Below are 16,521 nucleotides of genomic sequence, written 5' to 3'. Positions count from 1 at the left end.
CGCTGAGAGGGGCGCATGAGACTTCAAGACCATATCGATTTCACCACGCTGCAGTGGGTCAAGCCCGAGCTGGACGAGACCCTGTCGCTCGCTCGCGAGGCGCTGGAGTCCTACGTCGACAACCCGGGCAACCGGGACGTCATGCGTTCCTGCGCGGACAGCCTGCACCTGGTGCAGGGCACCCTGCGCATGGTCGAGCTGTACGGCGCCGCGATGGTCGCCGAGGAGATGGAGACGCTCGCCATCTCGCTGCTCGAAGACCACGTGCACAACCGCGAGGACGCCTACGCCGCGCTGATGCGCGGCCTCATGCAGTTGCCCGACTACCTCGAGCGGCTTTCCGGCGGCCACCGCGACGTGCCGGTGGTGCTGCTGCCGCTGCTCAACGAGCTGCGCGCCAGCCGCAACCAGCAGGCGCTGACCGAATCGGCGCTGTTCAATCCCAACCTCGAGACGGCGCTGCCCGCGCAGGTGCCGGGCGCCCGCGACGATGCGGAGGCCGCCGCGCACCGCGGCGAGATCGCCGACCTGCGCCTGCGCTTCCAGCAGCAGTTGCTGGCATGGTTCCGCGGCCAGAACGCCGCCCAGCAGCTCGGCGGCATGCGCCAGACCCTGCTGGCGATCGCCGCGCGCTGCAGCAGCGTGCCGGGACGCCGCCTGTGGTGGATCACCGCGGGCGTGCTTGAAGGGCTCGAACAGGGCGTGCTGAAAAGCCATGCCGGCGAGGTGCGCCAACTGGTCGGCAAGGTCGACCGCAACATCCGCCAGTTGATCGAGCAGGGCGAGGCGAGCCTGCGCGGCGGCGACGCCGACGAACTGGCGCGCAAGCTGCTCTTCATCGTCGCTCAGGCGCGGCAGTCCAGCCCGCAGATGGCGCTGCTGCGGCAGACCTACCGCCTAGACAGCCTGCTGCCGGACGCCGGCGAGCTGGAGCATGCGCGCGGCTCGATGTCGGGGCACAACCGCGCCCTGCTCGACTCGGTCGCGCGCGCGCTGAAGGAAGACCTGCTGCGCGTGAAGGAAGCGCTGGACCTGTTCCTGCGCCAGCACGACGGCGACCCGGCCCAGCTCGCCGCCCAAGGCGAGGTGCTGGAGCGCGTCGGCGACACCCTGGGCATGCTGGCGCTGGCCGTGCCGCGCCGCGTAGTCACCGAGCAGCGCCGCGTGCTCGACGAGATCGCCAACCGCATGCGCGCGCCGGAAGAGGAAACCCTGCTCGACGTGGCCGGCGCGCTGCTCTACGTCGAAGCCTCGCTGGACGACCACATCGAAAGCCTGGGCGCGGAGGAGAACTCCGTGTCCGAGGCCGCGCCGGCGCTGCCGCGCAGCGAGGCCCGGCACATCCTCGCCACCCTGATGCAGGAGGCGATCGCCAACACCGGCCAGGTCAAGGAGGCGATCGTCGCCTTCGTCGAATCCGGCTGGCAGCACGCGCAGCTCAAGGCGGTGCCCGCGCTGATGGACGAGGTCGCCGGCGCCATGCGCATGCTCTCGGCGCAGCGGCCTTCCGAACTGGCCGAAGGCATCGGCCGCTTCGTCGGCAACGAACTGCTGGCCGACCGCCGCGTGCCCGGCACCGCGCAGATGGACCACCTGGCCGACGCCCTGGCCGCGCTGGAGTACTACCTGGAGGCCGCCCGCGAGCACCGGGGCGGGCTGGAACACATCCTCGACGTCGCCGAGCACAGCCTCGGCTCGCTCGGCTACTGGCCGCTGCCGGAAGCGCGGCCGATCGTCGACCGCGAAGACGTGGCGCTGGCCGACCTGCCGGTCGTGCCGGGCCTCGAGCAGGTCGCCCAGCCGGATCTTTCCGAGCCGGTCAGCCTGGTCGAGGGCGACGACCTTTCCAGCCTCTTCATCGGCGCCAGCGAAGCGACCGCGGTACCGCCGCACGACGTGGGCGGCCTGCGGCTGGTCGAGACGGAACCGCGCGTGGCGCCGGAAACCGAGGCGGCCGGCGACGACGGCGACTGGATCGAGATCGAGGAAGAGATCGAGGAGCAGGCGCCGGCGGCCGACGCGCTGGCCACTGGGGCCGGCTTCCAGTTGGGCGCCGACGGCATCGACGACGACATCCGCGAGATCTTCCTGGAAGAGATGCAGGAGGAGATCGACAACCTGCGCAATGCCGAGCGGGCATGGCTGGCCGATCCGGAGCAGGTCTCCGCGCTGGTGCCGGTGCGCCGCTCGTTCCACACGCTCAAGGGCTCGGGCCGGCTGGTCGGGGCGAGCGTGCTGGGCGAGTTCGCGTGGAAGGTCGAGGACATGCTCAACCGCGTGCTGGATGCGAGCATCCAGCCGGGCGAAGACGTGCAGGCGGTGGTGCGGCACGCCATCGAAGCGCTGCCGCATCTGCTCGCCGCCCTGAAGGGCGAGGGCGTGCCGGGCGCGCCGCTGGCGGCGATCATGCAGGCGGCCGAACGCCTGTCCGCGGGCCAGCCGGCCCGGGTCGAGGATTTCGCCGCCGCCGCGACGCAGACCGTGCGGCGCGTGGTGCGCCGGCGCGTGCCGCGCCTGGAGGCGGCCGCCGAGGCGGTGCCGGCGGCGACGCACACCGATCTTTCCGCGGCCGAGGGGGCCGCGCACGAACCGGCGGCCGCCATCGAGGCGATCGGGATGCCGGTGATGCCGCCGGTCGATCCGGTGTTGCTGGAAATCCTGCGCAGCGAAGTGGCGCAGTACCTGCAGACGATCCGCGCCGCGATCAACCGCAGCGAGGGCGAGCTGGCCGTGGACGACGGCCTGCTGCGCGCGGTGCACACGCTGCACGGCGCGATCGCGATGGTCGACATCGCGCTGCTGACCCAATTGCTGTCGCCGCTGGAAAGCCTGCTCAAGCGCCTGCGCGCCGCCGGCGAGCCACTGTCGGCCGAAGGCGTGCGCCTGCTCGGCCAGTCGGCCGACGTGGTCGACCACGTCATGGCCCAGTTCGACGCCGCCGACCCGCAACTGCCGGAGATCGACGCGCTGATCGCGCGCCTGGCCGAGCTGCGCGACAGCCAGCCGGAGCCGAAGGTGGCGCACGTGGTGTTCGAGCCGCATGCCGACGACCAGGACGCCGACGCCGCGGCCGCGCCGCTTTCCCACGAGGACCCGGACGAGGCGGCCATGGCGGCCTCGCTCGATGCCAGCCTGCACGATGTGCTGGGCGAAGCGCCCGCGGCGCAGGCGCCGGCCGCCGACGAGGACGGCCACGACGAACTGGCTGCCGAATTGATGGCCGCGCTGGATGCGTTTGACCTGCCGGCGGCGGAATCCGCCGCCGAGGCGACGAAAGACGGGGCGCCGGAGACTCAGGACGATGGCCTCGCCATCGCCGAAGATCCTGTCGGCGGAATGGAAGAAGCGACGGACGCGGCGCCGGTCGCGGAACCCGCCGAAGAAGCGCCGGCCGAAGACCGGGCCGAAGAGCCGCAGGAGCCTGCGATCCTGGCTGCCGGGGACGAATTCCCGGCGCGGCACGATGAGCCGCCGGTCGAGGCCGACGCCGATACGTCCGCGTGGGCGCACGACGGACATGCCGTGGACCTCCAGGCCGAAGGCGACCGCGCCGGAAGCGCGCCTGCGCTGGACGAGCCAGTGGCCGACGAGCCAGTGGCCGACGAGCCGGTTGTCGCCGAGCCGGTCGCCGACGAGTCGATCGTCGAAGAACCGGCCGCCGACGAGCCGTCGCTGGAAACGTACGAGGCGTCCGACGCCTCCGTCGTGCCCGAAGCGTCGGGCGAGGACGAGGCGGTGGCGGAAGCCGGCCCTGCGGCCGAGGTGGCGCCCGCCAGCGCCGCGGCGGACGAATCCGATGCCGCCGGAACGCAGCAGACCTGGCTGGGCCAGATCGATCCCGACCTGCTCGAAGTGTTCACCGAGGAAGCGCGCGAGATCCTCGACCACGCCGACGGCGTGCTCGCGCAATGGCGCGCCGAACCGGCCGAGCCGAGCCACGTGGCGAACCTGCAGCGCGACCTGCACACCCTCAAGGGCGGCGCGCGCATCGCCGGCCTGGTGCCGGTGGGCGACCTGGCGCACGCGATCGAGACCTTGCTGGAAAAGCCGGTCGGCCACGATGCCAGCCAGTTGATCGCGGCGCTGGAGGCCGGTTTCGACCAGCTCCACGCGCTGGTGCAGCACGTCGTGCAGGGCCGCGGCATCGCCTACCCGCAGGCGCTGATCGACCGCCTGCTGGCCATGGCGGGCCAGGAGGCGCTGGCCGAGCGCGACGAAGCCGCCGTGCCGCTGCCGGACGAGCCGGCGCGGCCTGCCGCGCTCGCGGCGCCCGGCGCCGAGCTGCCCGAGCTCCTGCCGGAGACGCAGGACGAGGCGCGCGCGCCGCAGGAACAGATCCGCGTCCGCGCCGAACTGCTCGACAGCCTGGTGAACCATGCCGGCGAGGTGGCGATCTACCGCTCGCGCCTGGAGCAGCAGGTCGCCGGCTACCGCTTCAACCTGGTCGAGCTGGAACAGACCGTGGCGCGCCTGCGCAGCCAGTTGCGCATGCTGGAGATCGAGACCGAGGCACAGATCATCGCGCGCTTCCAGCGCGAGCACCGCGAAGGCGGCATGTCGGCGTTCGATCCGCTGGAGCTGGACCGCTTCTCGCAGCTTCAGCAGTACTCGCGCGCGCTGGCCGAGTCGGTGTCCGACCTGGTGTCGATCCAGGGCATGCTGGACGAACTGACCCGCCAGGCCGAGACGCTGCTGATCCAGCAGTCGCGGGTCAGCTCGGAGCTGCAGGAGGGCCTGCTGCGCACGCGCATGCTGCCGTTCGACACGATGGTGCCGAACCTGCGCCGCACCCTGCGCCAGGCCGCGCAGGAACAGGGCAAGAGCGCGCAACTGTTCGTGGAAGGCGCGCACGGCGAAATGGACCGCAACCTGCTCGACCGCATCAAGGCGCCGTTCGAGCACATGCTGCGCAACGCCATCGCGCACGGCATCGAGTCGCCCGAGGAGCGCCGCCGCGCCGGCAAGCCGGAGGAAGGCGCAGTGCGCATCCGGGTCGCCCGCGAGGCGACCGAGGTGGTGGTGCGGGTCAGCGACGACGGCCGCGGCCTGGACCGCGAGGCGATCCGCCAGCGCGCGGTCGAGCGCGGCCTGCTGCGCGGCGACGCGCGGCCCAGCGACGACCAGTTGCTCGCGCTGATCACCCAGCCGGGCTTCTCCACCGCCAGCACGGTGACCCAGTTGGCCGGCCGCGGCGTGGGCATGGACGTGGTGGCGAACGAGATCAAGCAGCTCGGCGGCTCGCTGGCGATCGAATCGCAGCAGGGCCAGGGCACCACCTTCGTGCTGCGCCTGCCGTTCACCCTGGCGGTGACCCAGGCGATCCTGGTGCGCATCGGCGAGGCGACCTTCGCGATCCCGATGACCTCGGTGCAGGGCGTGGCGCGGATCAGCCCGGACGAGCTGTCGGCCCGCCTGGCCGAGGACGAGCCCACGTTCACCTACGGCAACGAGCAGTACGGCATCCACGTGCTCACCGAGCTGCTGGGACTGCCGCCGGGCCTGCCGGCCGAGGGCGAGCAGCAGCCGCTGCTGCTGACCCGCGCCGGCGACCTGCGCGCGGCGATCCGCATCGATGCGGTGCTCGGTTCGCGCGAGATCGTGGTCAAGTCGGTCGGCCCGCAGATCAGCTCGGTGCCGGGCCTGCTCGGCGCGACGATCATGGGCGACGGCTCGGTGCTGATCATTCTCGACCTGGCGCCGCTGGTGCGCCACGGCATCGCGCGCCGCGAGCAGCGCCTGCTCGAGGGCCTCAGCGCGGTGCAGGCGCCGGTGGTCGAGGAGACGCGGGTGCGGCCGCTGGTGATGGTGGTCGACGATTCGATCACCATGCGCAAGGTCACCGGCCGCGTGCTGGAACGCCACGAGTACGAGGTCAGCACGGCGAAGGACGGCGTCGACGCGATCGAGAAGCTGCACGAGCGCGTGCCGGACCTGATGCTGCTCGACATCGAGATGCCGCGCATGGACGGCTACGAGCTGGCCACCCACATGAAGGCCGACCCGCGCCTGCGCGGCGTGCCGATCATCATGATCACCTCGCGCACCGGCGAGAAGCATCGCCAGCGCGCGCTGGACATCGGCGTCGAGCGCTACCTCGGCAAGCCGTACCAGGAAGCCGAGCTGCTCGCGCAGATCGGCGAGGTGCTCGAGCAGCGCGCCATGGAGCTTGCCAATGGCTGAAACGGCAACGGCGGTGGCGCTGCTGTTCGACGACGGCGTGCTGGGCGAGCAATTGCGGGCGGCGCTGGCGGAGCGCGGCGCGCGCATCGTGCACGAAGGAGGGCTGGCGAGCCTGAGCCGCCAGTGCCTGCTGGAGGCCGGCGCCGACGTGCTGGTGGTGAACCTGGACGATGACGACGACGCCGCGCTCGACCGCCTGTACGAGGCGATCGAGGGCGACCGGCCGCGCGTGGTGTTCAACGATGCCCAGGCCAGCCGTTCGCTGGACGGCTGGGATCGCGCCCGCTGGGCGCGGCACCTGGCGATGAAGGTGCTGGCGGTCGGCGACGCCGATCCGCCGCGCCCGGCCGGTGCGCGCGAAGTCGAGACCGCGGCTCCGGCGGCGATGCCGGAGCCCGCCGAAGCGATGCACGAAACGGCTGAGGAAGCCGTGGCCGAGGCCGCGGTGGCGGACGACGAGCCGTCGGCGCCTGCGGACGTCGTCGACGACCTGACGGCGACGTCCGGCGATGCGGTCCACCACGAGCGGACCGCGGCCGCCTCGGAGACCCTGGCGGCCGAGCTGGAAGCCCTGCTCGCCGACGGCGACGCGGTGACGGACGAGAACGAATTCGGCACGGGTCTCAACTACGCCGCGGGCGACGGCGAGGCCCTGCACGACGGCGACTTCGGCGGGCATGCCGAAGCCGGGGCGAGCGACGAGCCTTGGCTGGACGACGCGGAGCCGGCACCGGCCGCCGAGGCCGGGCTGCCGCCACTGGCGTTCGACGGGCTGGCACTGGTGCCCGACGACGAACAGGCGTTCGGCGAAGTCGCTCCGGCCATGCTGGCCGATGCGGTGCCGACGGCGGCGGCGGCGGTCAGCGCGCCGGACAACTGGTCGCTGCTGGACGACGATGCGGTGATGGAGCAAGAGCAAGAGCCGGCCGGGCGCGCGCATCCGCGCGAGTTCGGCATCGAGAAGCTGAGCGCCGCCGACTATCTCGCGCCGGTGGAAGAGGGCCAGGGCGATTCGCCGATCACGCCGGGCCTCACCCTCGAACTGGTTTCCATCGAGGAGGCGATCGCGCCGCGCCACTACGAGCCCAACGAAATGCTGCTGGACGAATTCCACAGCGTGCTGGGCCGCGTCGTGATGCTGGGCGCGACCACCGAAAGCACGGCGTCGGTATGCGAATTCCTGTCCGGCCTGCCGGCCGGGCTGGAGCTGACCCTGCTGCACACCCAGCATCTTGCCGGCCGTCCGGCCGGGCCGCTGGCGGAGCACCTGGCGGCGCATTGCGCCTTGCCGGTGCGGCTGGCGGAAAAGGGCATGCGCGCGCGCGCCGGCGAGGTGCTGGTGGTGCCGTCCGACCACCAGGTGCGGCTGCTGCGCGACGGCAAGATCGAACTGCAGCCGGCCGACGCCGGCTCGCCCCAGCAACCTTCGATCGACGCCAGTTTCACCATGGCGGCCGGCGCTTTCGGCCGCGACGCGCTGGCGATCGTGTTCGCCGGCCAGTCCACCGATGCGGTCGCCGGCTGCCAGGCGATCCACGACCGCGGCGGCCAGGTATGGGTGGAGGCTTCGTCGGGCGAGCATTTCGCCGACATGGTCAGCGGGGTGATGGCCGAGCGGCTGTCGCATTACGCCGGCACGCCGCGTGAGCTGGCGGCGCGCCTGGTCGAGCAATTCTCGAAGGAAAGCCAGCGATGAGCGAACAACCGCTGCCGCGTGAAATCCGCTGCGTGCTGGTGCCGGTGGGCCAGCTGCGCCTGCTGCTGCCGAACGCCACCGTGGCCGAGGTGATCACCCTGCCCACGGCCGAGCCGGTCGAGGACGCGCCCGAATGGCTGCTGGGCCGCATCGCCTGGCGCGGCTGGCGGGTGCCGCTGCTGTCGTTCACCCGGCTGGCCGGCGCCGAGGAAGGCGACGCCGAACTGAGCATGCGCGTGGCGGTGCTCAAGGCGCTGGGCGGCAATCCGAAGCTGCCCTTCATCGCCGTGGTCACCCAGGGCTTCCCGCGCCTGACCACGCTCAACGCCGAGCTGATCATCCCCACCCACGACGGCACGCCGCTGCCGCCGGGCGTGCGCGCGCAGGTGCTGGTGCGCGACGACGTGGCGGTGATCCCGGACCTGGAAGGCATCGAGGAACAACTGACCGAGCTGCTCGCGCTCGCCGGCTGAGCTGTTCCGGGACCCTGCGCCGTGCGCCCGTTCTTTGGGCGCCCGGCCAAGCTGCGGTCCTCGAACGATCGCCATGCGGTCGTCGAAGCCTTGCATGGGTCGGCTGTCGCCGGAGCGCAGGCACGGCATCAGGGCGCAGGCGCGGCATCGCGTGCGGCCTCCTAGTGGCTTTATCGAGAGCGATCCTCAGGGCGGGTCTGCCTGCCCGCTTGCGGATGCCATTGCTCGATCATGGATGGACGTCCATATTCGCATGCTTCCCTGGAGCCTGCCCACGATCTCCAGCCATCCCCACATGAACCGTCGTCCCAGCGGCTCTCGACGGCCGAAGGGTCGGTCAAGCTGGGATCCAGTGCCTTTGGGCTTTGGAGCATCAAGTCAATGGATGGCCGGCTCTTCGGCTGTTGAAAAGCACCTCCTGCATGACCAGCCCTGCGACTGTTGAAAAGCGCCCCGCAGGAATGACGGCGAGGCGGTTGAATCGACAGGCAGGTCGTGAACGGGTACTCGGATTTGCGCGAGCTCCCGGCGCCAATGGGCGGCATCTGAAAAAAAGCTTTCAGAAATCGCCGTGCAGCGCCTGCAACGCGGCGAGGGCGGCCAGCCCGGCGGTTTCGGTGCGCAGGATGCGCGGCCCCAGGCGCAGCCCGCCGAAGCCGGCCCGTTGCAATGCCTCGACATCGCGTTCGCCCAGCCCGCCCTCCGGCCCCACCACCAGCAGCGCGCCGGCCGATCCGGGCGCGAGCGTGCGTGCCGAGCGGTCGCCTTCGGGCAACAGGGCGAGGCGCAGCGCACCGTCTTCCTCCAGCGCGTCGAGCCAGTGCCGGAGCGGCTGCGCGGGAAGGATTTCGGGCAGCCGCGCGCGGCCGCTCTGCTCGCAGGCGCTCGCCGCTACTGCACGCCAGTGTGCCAGCCGCTTTTCAGACCGCGCGTGGTCGAGCTTCACTTCCGAGCGCTCGGTGAGCAGCGGCACGATCTTGCGCACGCCCAGCTCGGTCGCCTTCTGCACGATCAGGTCCATCTTCTCGCCGCGGGCGACGCCCTGCGCCAGGGTCAGCGGCAGCGGCGATTCGTTGGCCAGCACCTCGGCCGCCCGCACCCGCACGACCACCTCGCGCTTGCCCACGGCGCCGATCGTCGCCGGGTAGTCGCGGCCGTCGCCGTTGAACAGGGTCACCGGATCGCCGGCGGCCAGCCGCAGCACGCGCGCCACGTGCTCGCTCGCCTGGGGCGACAGGACGGCTTCGGCATCGATGGCCAGGGGCTGGTCGACGTGGATACGGATCGTGCGCATGGGCGGGAGACGGGAAAGGCCAAGGGCTCAGCATAGCGCGTCGCCCGCCTGCCGGGCCTTGCTAGCGCACGGCGAGTTCGATGCCGCGGATCGCGGTGTCGACCAGTTGGTCCAGTTCGTCGGCGGTGACCACGTAGGGCGGCATGAAATAGATCACGTTGCCGAGCGGGCGCAGCAGGGCGCCGTGTTCGAGGCCGTGCAGGTAGACGCGCAGGCCGCGGCGCTCGCCGGACGGGAACGGGCGGCGGGTCGCCTTGTCCGCCACCAGTTCGACCGCCGCGATCATGCCGGTCTGGCGCACGTCGGCCACGTGCGGATGGTCGCGCAGCGGAGCGAGCCGCCGCGCCAGGTGCGCGGCCAGCGCGCGGTTGCGTTCCAGCACGGGCTCGTCGCGGAAGATCGCCAGCGTCTCCAGCGCCACCCGGCAGGCCAGCGGGTTGCCGGTGTAGCTGTGCGAGTGCAGGAAGGCCTTGCCGGCGTCGTACTCGGCGTAGAACGCCTCGTAGACCCGCTCGGTGGTGAGCACCGCCGACAGCGGCAGGGTGCCGCCGGTGAGCCCCTTGGACAGGCACATGAAATCCGGCGCGACGCGCGCGCTCTCGCAGGCGAACATGGTGCCGGTGCGGCCGAAGCCCACCGCGATCTCGTCGGCGATGAAGTGCACGTCGAACTCGTCGCACAGCGCGCGCAGGCCGGCGAGGTAGTCCGGGTGATGCATGCGCATGCCGCCGGCGCATTGCACCAGCGGCTCCACGATCACCGCGCAGGTCTCGTGCGCGTGGCGTTCCAGCAGCGCGCGCAGGTCGCCCAGCCGGCGCGCGGCGACCTGCGCCGGCGATTCGCCCGGCTCGCCCTCGTACGCGTCCGGCGAGGGCGCGAGGAACGGCGTCAGCAGCAGCGGCGCGTAGGTCTTGCGGTACAGCGCCACGTCGCTCACCGACAGCGCGCCCAGCGTCTCGCCGTGGTAGCTGCCGGTGAGTGCGATGAAGCGGGTCTTCTCGCCGTGGCCCCGATTGAGCCAGTAGTGGAAGCTCATCTTCAGCGCCACCTCGACCGCCGCCGAGCCGTTGTCGGCGAGGAACACGCGCTCCAGCCCGGCCGGCGCGATGCGTACCAGCGTCTCGGCCAGCTCGATCGCCGGCTCGTGGGTGAAGCCGGCGAAGATCACGTGCTCCAGCCGCCGTGCCTGGTCGGCCAGCGCGGCGGCGATGCGCGGGTTGGCATGGCCGAACAGGTTGGTCCACCACGAGCTGATGCCGTCGAGGTAGCGCCGCCCGTCGGCATCGACCAGCCAGGCGCCCTCGCCGCGCACGATCGGCAGCATCGGCACGTCGCCCTGGCCGGCGCGGCCGTGGTCGTGCATCTGGGTACAGGGGTGCCACAGGTGGCGAAGATCGCGCGCGGCGAGCGCGGCATTGCTGCGGTCGGGGAAAGTCATCCGGCTATGATCGGCGCTGCATCGGGCACACTCAAGCCCGTGCGTCCGGCACACGAGGAGGCGAAGACTTGCGCGGTTGGCGTCGTTGGGCGGTTGGAGCGGCCGTGGTGCTGCTGGCGTCGGGCTTGCTGGCGTGGTTCCTGCCGGCCCGCTGGGCGGTGGCGTGGATCGGGCCGCGCCTGCACGGCATCCGCCTGGAGCAGGTGCATGGCAGCGTGTGGGACGGCCGCGCCGGGCAGGTGCTGGGTGCCGACGGGCGCGCCTACGGCAGCCTGCGCTGGCGGCTCTCGCGCCGCGCCCTGCTGGGCGACATGCGCCTGCGGCTTGACCTGGACGGGCCATCGCTGGATTTCGGCGGCGAACTGCGGCGGCCTGCCGCCGACCGCCTGGCATGGCGCGACGTGCGGGTGCGCGCGGACCTGGCCGAACTGGCGCCGCCGCAGGCCCTGTCGCTGGGCCAGCCGCAGGGCGTGCTCGCCGTGCAGGCGCCCGAGGCGCTGACGCAGGGGGGCTGGCCGCTGCAACTGCGGGCGCAGGCGCAGTGGCGGGATGCGGGCCTGCGCACGCACAATGGCGAGGTTGCGCTGGGCAACCTGCAATTCGAGGCAGAGGGGGACGACGGCTTGATCCGCACGCAGATGCACGACGACGGTCACGGGCCGCTCGCCCTGGAGGGGCGGCTGGAAGCGAGCCCGCTCGGCTGGCGCCTCGACGCCACCCTGCGCCCGCGCGGCGGCGATCCCGCGCTGCGCCGCTGGCTGGCCACGCTGGGGCAGCCGGCTGCCGACGGCAGCCTGTACCTGCGCCGGCAGGGCGGCCTGGCGCTGCCGGCCGGGACGGCGCGGCCATGAGCGAGCCGTCGCTGTCCCAGGCACTGGGCGCCGCGCGCGAGGCGGCCTCGGCCGCCGGTGAGGTGATCCGTCACTACTGGCAACGCGGCGTCGCGGTGGAGCTGAAGAGCGACGCCACCCCGGTGACGGTCGCCGACCGCGAAGCCGAGATCGCGATCCGCCAGGTGCTGCGCGCGGCCCTGCCGGAGGTGGCGATCCACGGCGAGGAATTCGGCATCGACGGCGAGCGCGGCGAATGGCTGTGGCTGGTCGATCCGCTCGACGGCACCAAGAGTTTCGTGCGGCGCTCGCCGTTCTTCTCCACCCAGATCGCGCTGATGCACCGCGGCGAGCTGGTGCTGGGCGTGTCCAGCGCGCCGGTCTACGGCGAGACGATGTGGGCCTGGCAGGGCGGCGGCGCCTGGCTCAACGGCCGCCCGGTGGAGAAGCGCGTGCCGGTCGCGGACATGGCCGAGGCGTCGATCTCCACCGGCAACGTCAAGTCGCTCACCGCCGACGCGCGCTGGGACGCGCTCGGCGCGATGATCCGCGACAGCAACCGGATCCGCGGCTACGGCGACTTCTGCCATTACCACCTGCTGGCGCGCGGCTCGCTGGACCTGGTGATCGAGTCGGACGTGAACATCCTCGACATCGCCGCGCTGGCGGTGATCGTGCGCGAGGCCGGCGGCGTGTTCACCGACCTGGAGGGCGCGCCGCTCACGCTGGAGACGCGCAGCGTGCTGGCCGGCACGCCGGCGATCCACGCGCAGGCGCTGGCGCGGCTGGAGGCGGTCCGGGCGCGCTAGAATGGCCGGATGCGCAAGCCTCCGACCATCCACGCCACCCGCGAGCTCGAACAGAGCCATTTCCTCCGCGCCGAGCAGCTCGACCTGGAGTTTTCCAACGGCGAGCGGCGCACCTACGAGCGGCTGAAGGCCAGCGGCCTGGGCGCGGTGATCATCGTGCCGATGCTCGACGACGACACCGTGCTGCTGGTGCGCGAGTACGGCGCCGGCGTCGGCCGCTACGAGCTGAGCCTGCCGAAGGGCCGGCTGGACCAGGACGAAACCGCCGAGCAGGGCGCGGACCGCGAGCTGAAGGAAGAGGTTGGCTACGGCGCAAACAAGCTGACCATCCTGCACAACCTGTCGCTGTCGCCCTCGTACATGACCCACATGGCGCACATCGTGCTGGCGCAGGATCTCTATCCCGAGCGGCTGCCGGGCGACGAGCCGGAGGAACTGGAGGTGGTGCCCTGGAAGATGGCCGACCTGCATACCCTGGTGGCCCGCGACGACGTCACCGAGGGACGCTCCATCGCGGCGCTGTTCATGGCGCGCGAATACTTGGCCGGCCGGTTCCGCCGGGCATGAACGCGGCGCCGGCATCGGCCCTGCTGCGGCAGCTGGGACGGATCGCGCGCGACGCCGGCGAGGCGATCCTCGCGGTGTACCGCGAGGATTTCGTGGTCGAGCACAAGGACGACCGCTCGCCGGTCACCGCCGCCGACCTTGCCGCGCAGAAGGTGATCGTGGCCGGCCTGGCGCAGCTCGATCCGCGCCTGCCGGTGGTTTCCGAGGAAGCGCGCGCGGCGTCGTGGGAAGAACGCCGGCAGTGGCCGCGCTACTGGCTGGTCGATCCGCTCGACGGCACCCGCGAGTTCGTCAAGCGCAACGGCGAGTTCACCGTCAACATCGCGCTGATCGATGACCATCGCACGGTGGCCGGCGTCGTGCTGGCGCCGGTCACCGGCGAGCTGTACGTCGCCGCGCAAGACGAGGGCGCCTGGCTGCAGGAACGCGCCGACGGCGGCTGGCGTCGGCTGCATACGCGCCGGCAGGCATCGCCGCCGATGGTCGCCGGCAGCCGCTCGCACGGCGGCGCCGGCGAGGCGCTGCTGCAACGGCTGATCGGCGACGACTACCGGCAGCAGCCGCTGGGATCGTCGCTGAAGTTCTGCCTGATCGCGCGCGGCGACGCGGACGTCTACCTGCGCCGCGGCCCCACCAGCGAATGGGACACCGCCGCCGCCCAGTGCGTGCTGGAGCAGGCCGGCGGCGCGGTGCTCGACCTGCATGGCCGGCCGTTCCGCTACAACCGCGGCGAATCGCTGCTCAACCCGGAATTCATCGCCGTGGGCGATACCGGCATCGACTGGGCGGCCAGGCTGCGGGCCAGTGAAGCGAGGAGCGAGAAATGAGAAGTGAGTAAAGCCCGACGAGCTTGCAGGCTTTCTCTCACTCCTTGCTCCTCTCCACTCACTCCTGACGCATGACCATAGACCGCCACACCCTCGACGACCTGCTCGCCATCATGGCGCGCCTGCGCGATCCCGAGCGCGGCTGCCCGTGGGACGTGCAGCAGGATTTCGCCTCGATCGCGCCGTACACCATCGAGGAGGCGTACGAGGTCGCCGACGCGATCGACCGCGGCGATTTCGCCGACCTGCGCGACGAGCTGGGCGACCTGCTGCTGCAGGTGGTGTTCCATGCGCGGATGGCGCAGGAGGCCGGGCACTTCGGGTTCGCCGATGTCGCCCATGCGATCAGCGACAAGATGCTGCGCCGGCATCCGCACGTGTTCGGCGATGTGCGCTACGCCGACGCAGACGCGCAGAAGCAGGCGTGGGAAGACATCAAGGCGGCCGAGCGGGCCGCCAAGGGCGGGCCACGCGACGACAGCGCGCTGGCGGGCGTCTCGCGCGGCCTGCCCGAATGGAAGCGCGCGCAGAAGCTGCAGCAGCGCGCGGCGACGGTGGGCTTCGACTGGCCCGATGCCGGCCCGGTGCTGGACAAGCTGGCCGAGGAAGTCGACGAGGTGCGCGCGGAGTTCGCCGCAGGCGCCGATCCGGCGCGGTTGCAGGACGAGATCGGCGACGTGCTGTTCGTGATGGTGAACCTGGCGCGCCACGCCGGCGTGGATTTCTCGCGCGCGCTGCGTCACGCCAACGAAAAGTTCGAGCGGCGGTTCCGCCACATGGAGCGGCTGGCGGCGGACGAGCGACGACCGCTGGCCGAGCGCGGCCTGGACGAGCAGGAGCGGCTCTGGCAGCGCGCCAAGCAGGCCGAAGACGCCAAGTGAAAGAGGGCGGAGCCTCGGCTCCGCCCCCGTTGCGCGTTCCATGCCGGGCGATCGCCCGGCGCATCGGCGTGCCGGATCAGTTGCCGGCGGGAGCCGCGGCCGGGGCCGCGCCGGCGCGGCGCTGCTGCCACTGCGCGCGCATCTTCTCGAACTCGGCGCGCCGCTTCGCCTCGTTCGCCAGGTTCTCGTCCAGGCTCTTGCGCAGCGTGGCGATCGCCTGGTCCACGTTGGTCGGCCGCGCCTGGGCGCGGGCGAGGTGGCGATAGGCGTAGTTGCGCAGCCCAGGGTCCTGCGATTTGCCGAGCACGTCGTTGTACAGCGCCGGCAGGTCCTTGCTGCGGCCGGAGATCAGGTACAGGCGTTCGAGTTCGCGCAGGTCGGCGATGGCGCCGGAGCCGCCGTGCATGCGCCGGCCACGCATGTCGTGCCAGCGTTCGGCGCCATGGTGCGCGCGCATCGCCTTGGCATGCAGGCCCGCGGCGGTGGCCGGGGCGGCGGGGGGCGGCGCCTTGGCGTCCTGGGCGATGGCGAAGGAGGCCGAGCCGGCGACCAGCAGGGCCAGAGCGGAAGCGAGCAGGGTTTTGCGTTGCATGGATGCACTCCGGGTTGATGTAGGGGAGGAAACGCGGCCTCCCCGGCCCGGTTGACGGATCGGCGTGCAACGCTCCGCCTTCTGCCTGCATCATAGGTGTGTCCATTCAGCTTCGGAGTGCATCCCATGCGTCGAATCACCGCCCTGCTCGTGCTGCTCGCGCCGCTGGCCGCCTACGCCGGCGACAACTGCAGGTACGAGGCGCCGCGCAATCTCAAGGCCGACCTGGCCGGCGTCCGCAGCGTGCAGTTCGAGGTGAACGGCTACGACCTGCACGTGACCGGCAGCAACGGCGCGCGCGGCCTGGAGCTGACCGGCCGCGCCTGCGCCTCCAGCCAGGAGGTGCTGGACAGCCTGACCGTGACCCAGCAGCGCGAGGGCGACCGGCTGGTGATCACGCTCGGCGGCAACCGCCATTTCAGCTTCAGCCTGTTCGGCAGCATGCATGCCGACCTGGACGTCAACGCGAGCCTGCCGGCGAACCTGCCGGTGAGCGTCGAGGTGGGATCGGGCGATGCGAACGTGACGGGCGTCGCCGCCCTGGAAAGCCACGTCGGCTCGGGCGACCTGCACGTGCGGGGCATCGCCGGCAGGTTCAGCACCAGCGTGGGTTCCGGCGACGTGGAGGCGAACGACCTGGGCAGCCTGGAGGTGGGCTCGGTCGGCTCGGGCGATCTCAAGGCGCGCGGCATCCGGGGCGATGCCCGGGTCGGCAGCATCGGCTCGGGCGACGTCGACCTGAACGACGTCGGCGGCAGCGTGCATGCCGACACGATCGGTTCCGGCGACCTCACCGTGAACGACGTCGGCGGCGACTTCCACCTGGGCGCGAAGGGCAGCGGCGACGTCAGCTACAACGGCGTCAAGGGCAAGGTCAGCGTGCCGCGCGACGACGATTGATCGCGATGCGCCCGGCGCCCGCGGAGGGCGCCGG

The 16,521-nt window shown here is 71.7% G+C and carries 12 protein-coding genes; 9 read left to right on the top strand and 3 right to left on the bottom strand.

What is annotated here, in order from left to right; all coding sequences use genetic code 11:
- Positions 1-15: 15 nt before the first annotated feature.
- From ASG87_RS17425 to ASG87_RS17415, 3 genes are read left to right on the top strand one after another with little or no spacing between them, the layout of a single operon-like run.
- Positions 16-6,180, top strand: coding sequence for an Hpt domain-containing protein (locus ASG87_RS17425; protein WP_056008176.1), 6,165 nt, complete (start codon positions 16-18; stop codon positions 6,178-6,180).
- On the top strand, positions 6,173-7,876 hold the full coding sequence (locus tag ASG87_RS17420) for a chemotaxis protein CheB (RefSeq protein WP_056008173.1): 1,704 nt from the start codon (positions 6,173-6,175) through the stop codon (positions 7,874-7,876). Before ASG87_RS17425 ends, ASG87_RS17420 begins: the two co-directional genes overlap by 8 nt.
- A complete protein-coding gene (locus tag ASG87_RS17415; protein WP_056008170.1) occupies positions 7,873-8,349 on the top strand; it encodes a chemotaxis protein CheW in 477 nt (158 codons plus the stop codon). Before ASG87_RS17420 ends, ASG87_RS17415 begins: the two co-directional genes overlap by 4 nt.
- Positions 8,350-8,908: 559 nt before the next feature.
- On the opposite strand, the gene ASG87_RS17410 is transcribed toward ASG87_RS17415, so the two are convergent.
- Together ASG87_RS17410 and ASG87_RS17405 are read right to left on the bottom strand one after the other, a co-directional pair.
- Entirely contained in the window at positions 8,909-9,643 is a 735-nt protein-coding gene (locus ASG87_RS17410; protein ID WP_056008167.1) for a 16S rRNA (uracil(1498)-N(3))-methyltransferase, read from the bottom strand.
- Between the two features lie 61 nt (positions 9,644-9,704).
- The gene (locus tag ASG87_RS17405; protein ID WP_056008164.1) at positions 9,705-11,081 is read right to left on the bottom strand and encodes an adenosylmethionine--8-amino-7-oxononanoate transaminase; all 1,377 of its coding nucleotides are present in this window, start codon (positions 11,079-11,081) and stop codon (positions 9,705-9,707) included.
- A 104-nt stretch (positions 11,082-11,185) separates the two neighbouring features.
- Here ASG87_RS17405 and ASG87_RS17400 point away from each other — a divergent pair, with 104 nt between their 5' ends.
- From ASG87_RS17400 to mazG, 5 genes are all read left to right on the top strand, one after another.
- Positions 11,186-11,932: a type II secretion system protein N gene (locus tag ASG87_RS17400; RefSeq protein ID WP_235499685.1), complete on the top strand. Its 747-nt coding sequence runs from the start codon at positions 11,186-11,188 to the stop codon at positions 11,930-11,932.
- The gene (locus ASG87_RS17395) at positions 11,929-12,720 is read left to right on the top strand and encodes an inositol monophosphatase family protein (RefSeq protein WP_056008158.1); all 792 of its coding nucleotides are present in this window, start codon (positions 11,929-11,931) and stop codon (positions 12,718-12,720) included. The genes ASG87_RS17400 and ASG87_RS17395 overlap by 4 nt, the downstream gene beginning before the upstream one ends.
- Before the next feature lie 9 nt (positions 12,721-12,729).
- Positions 12,730-13,287 (top strand): ADP compounds hydrolase NudE, encoded by a 558-nt coding sequence (gene nudE, locus ASG87_RS17390; protein WP_056008155.1) that lies wholly within the window; start codon positions 12,730-12,732, stop codon positions 13,285-13,287.
- Positions 13,284-14,114 (top strand): 3'(2'),5'-bisphosphate nucleotidase CysQ, encoded by an 831-nt coding sequence (gene cysQ / locus ASG87_RS17385; protein ID WP_056008152.1) that lies wholly within the window; start codon positions 13,284-13,286, stop codon positions 14,112-14,114. Before nudE ends, cysQ begins: the two co-directional genes overlap by 4 nt.
- Positions 14,115-14,185: 71 nt before the next feature.
- The gene (mazG, locus tag ASG87_RS17380) at positions 14,186-14,995 is read left to right on the top strand and encodes a nucleoside triphosphate pyrophosphohydrolase (RefSeq protein WP_082583056.1); all 810 of its coding nucleotides are present in this window, start codon (positions 14,186-14,188) and stop codon (positions 14,993-14,995) included.
- 76 nt (positions 14,996-15,071) lie between these two features.
- On the opposite strand, the gene ASG87_RS17375 is transcribed toward mazG, so the two are convergent.
- Positions 15,072-15,587: a hypothetical protein gene (locus ASG87_RS17375; RefSeq protein ID WP_056008149.1), complete on the bottom strand. Its 516-nt coding sequence runs from the start codon at positions 15,585-15,587 to the stop codon at positions 15,072-15,074.
- A 126-nt stretch (positions 15,588-15,713) separates the two neighbouring features.
- Here ASG87_RS17375 and ASG87_RS17370 point away from each other — a divergent pair, with 126 nt between their 5' ends.
- The gene (locus ASG87_RS17370; RefSeq protein ID WP_056008146.1) at positions 15,714-16,487 is read left to right on the top strand and encodes a DUF4097 family beta strand repeat-containing protein; all 774 of its coding nucleotides are present in this window, start codon (positions 15,714-15,716) and stop codon (positions 16,485-16,487) included.
- Positions 16,488-16,521 lie beyond the last annotated feature (34 nt).

The organism is Frateuria sp. Soil773 (assembly GCF_001428405.1).
Classification (GTDB): Bacteria; Pseudomonadota; Gammaproteobacteria; order Xanthomonadales; family Rhodanobacteraceae; genus LMSL01.
Note: the sequence above shows the minus strand (reverse complement) of the source record. Positions and strands in the feature narration are given on the sequence as shown.

Bases quoted from the DNA above. Each gene is read 5' to 3' on its own strand.
- ASG87_RS17425 (WP_056008176.1), top strand. From the start codon at position 16: ATGAGACTTCAAGACCATATCGATTTCACCACGCTGCAGTGGGTCAAG.
- ASG87_RS17420 (WP_056008173.1), top strand. From the start codon at position 6,173: ATGGCTGAAACGGCAACGGCGGTGGCGCTGCTGTTCGACGACGGCGTG.
- ASG87_RS17415 (WP_056008170.1), top strand. From the start codon at position 7,873: ATGAGCGAACAACCGCTGCCGCGTGAAATCCGCTGCGTGCTGGTGCCG.
- ASG87_RS17410 (WP_056008167.1), bottom strand. From the start codon at position 9,643: ATGCGCACGATCCGTATCCACGTCGACCAGCCCCTGGCCATCGATGCC.
- ASG87_RS17405 (WP_056008164.1), bottom strand. From the start codon at position 11,081: ATGACTTTCCCCGACCGCAGCAATGCCGCGCTCGCCGCGCGCGATCTT.
- ASG87_RS17395 (WP_056008158.1), top strand. From the start codon at position 11,929: ATGAGCGAGCCGTCGCTGTCCCAGGCACTGGGCGCCGCGCGCGAGGCG.
- nudE (WP_056008155.1), top strand. From the start codon at position 12,730: ATGCGCAAGCCTCCGACCATCCACGCCACCCGCGAGCTCGAACAGAGC.
- cysQ (WP_056008152.1), top strand. From the start codon at position 13,284: ATGAACGCGGCGCCGGCATCGGCCCTGCTGCGGCAGCTGGGACGGATC.
- mazG (WP_082583056.1), top strand. From the start codon at position 14,186: ATGACCATAGACCGCCACACCCTCGACGACCTGCTCGCCATCATGGCG.
- ASG87_RS17375 (WP_056008149.1), bottom strand. From the start codon at position 15,587: ATGCAACGCAAAACCCTGCTCGCTTCCGCTCTGGCCCTGCTGGTCGCC.
- ASG87_RS17370 (WP_056008146.1), top strand. From the start codon at position 15,714: ATGCGTCGAATCACCGCCCTGCTCGTGCTGCTCGCGCCGCTGGCCGCC.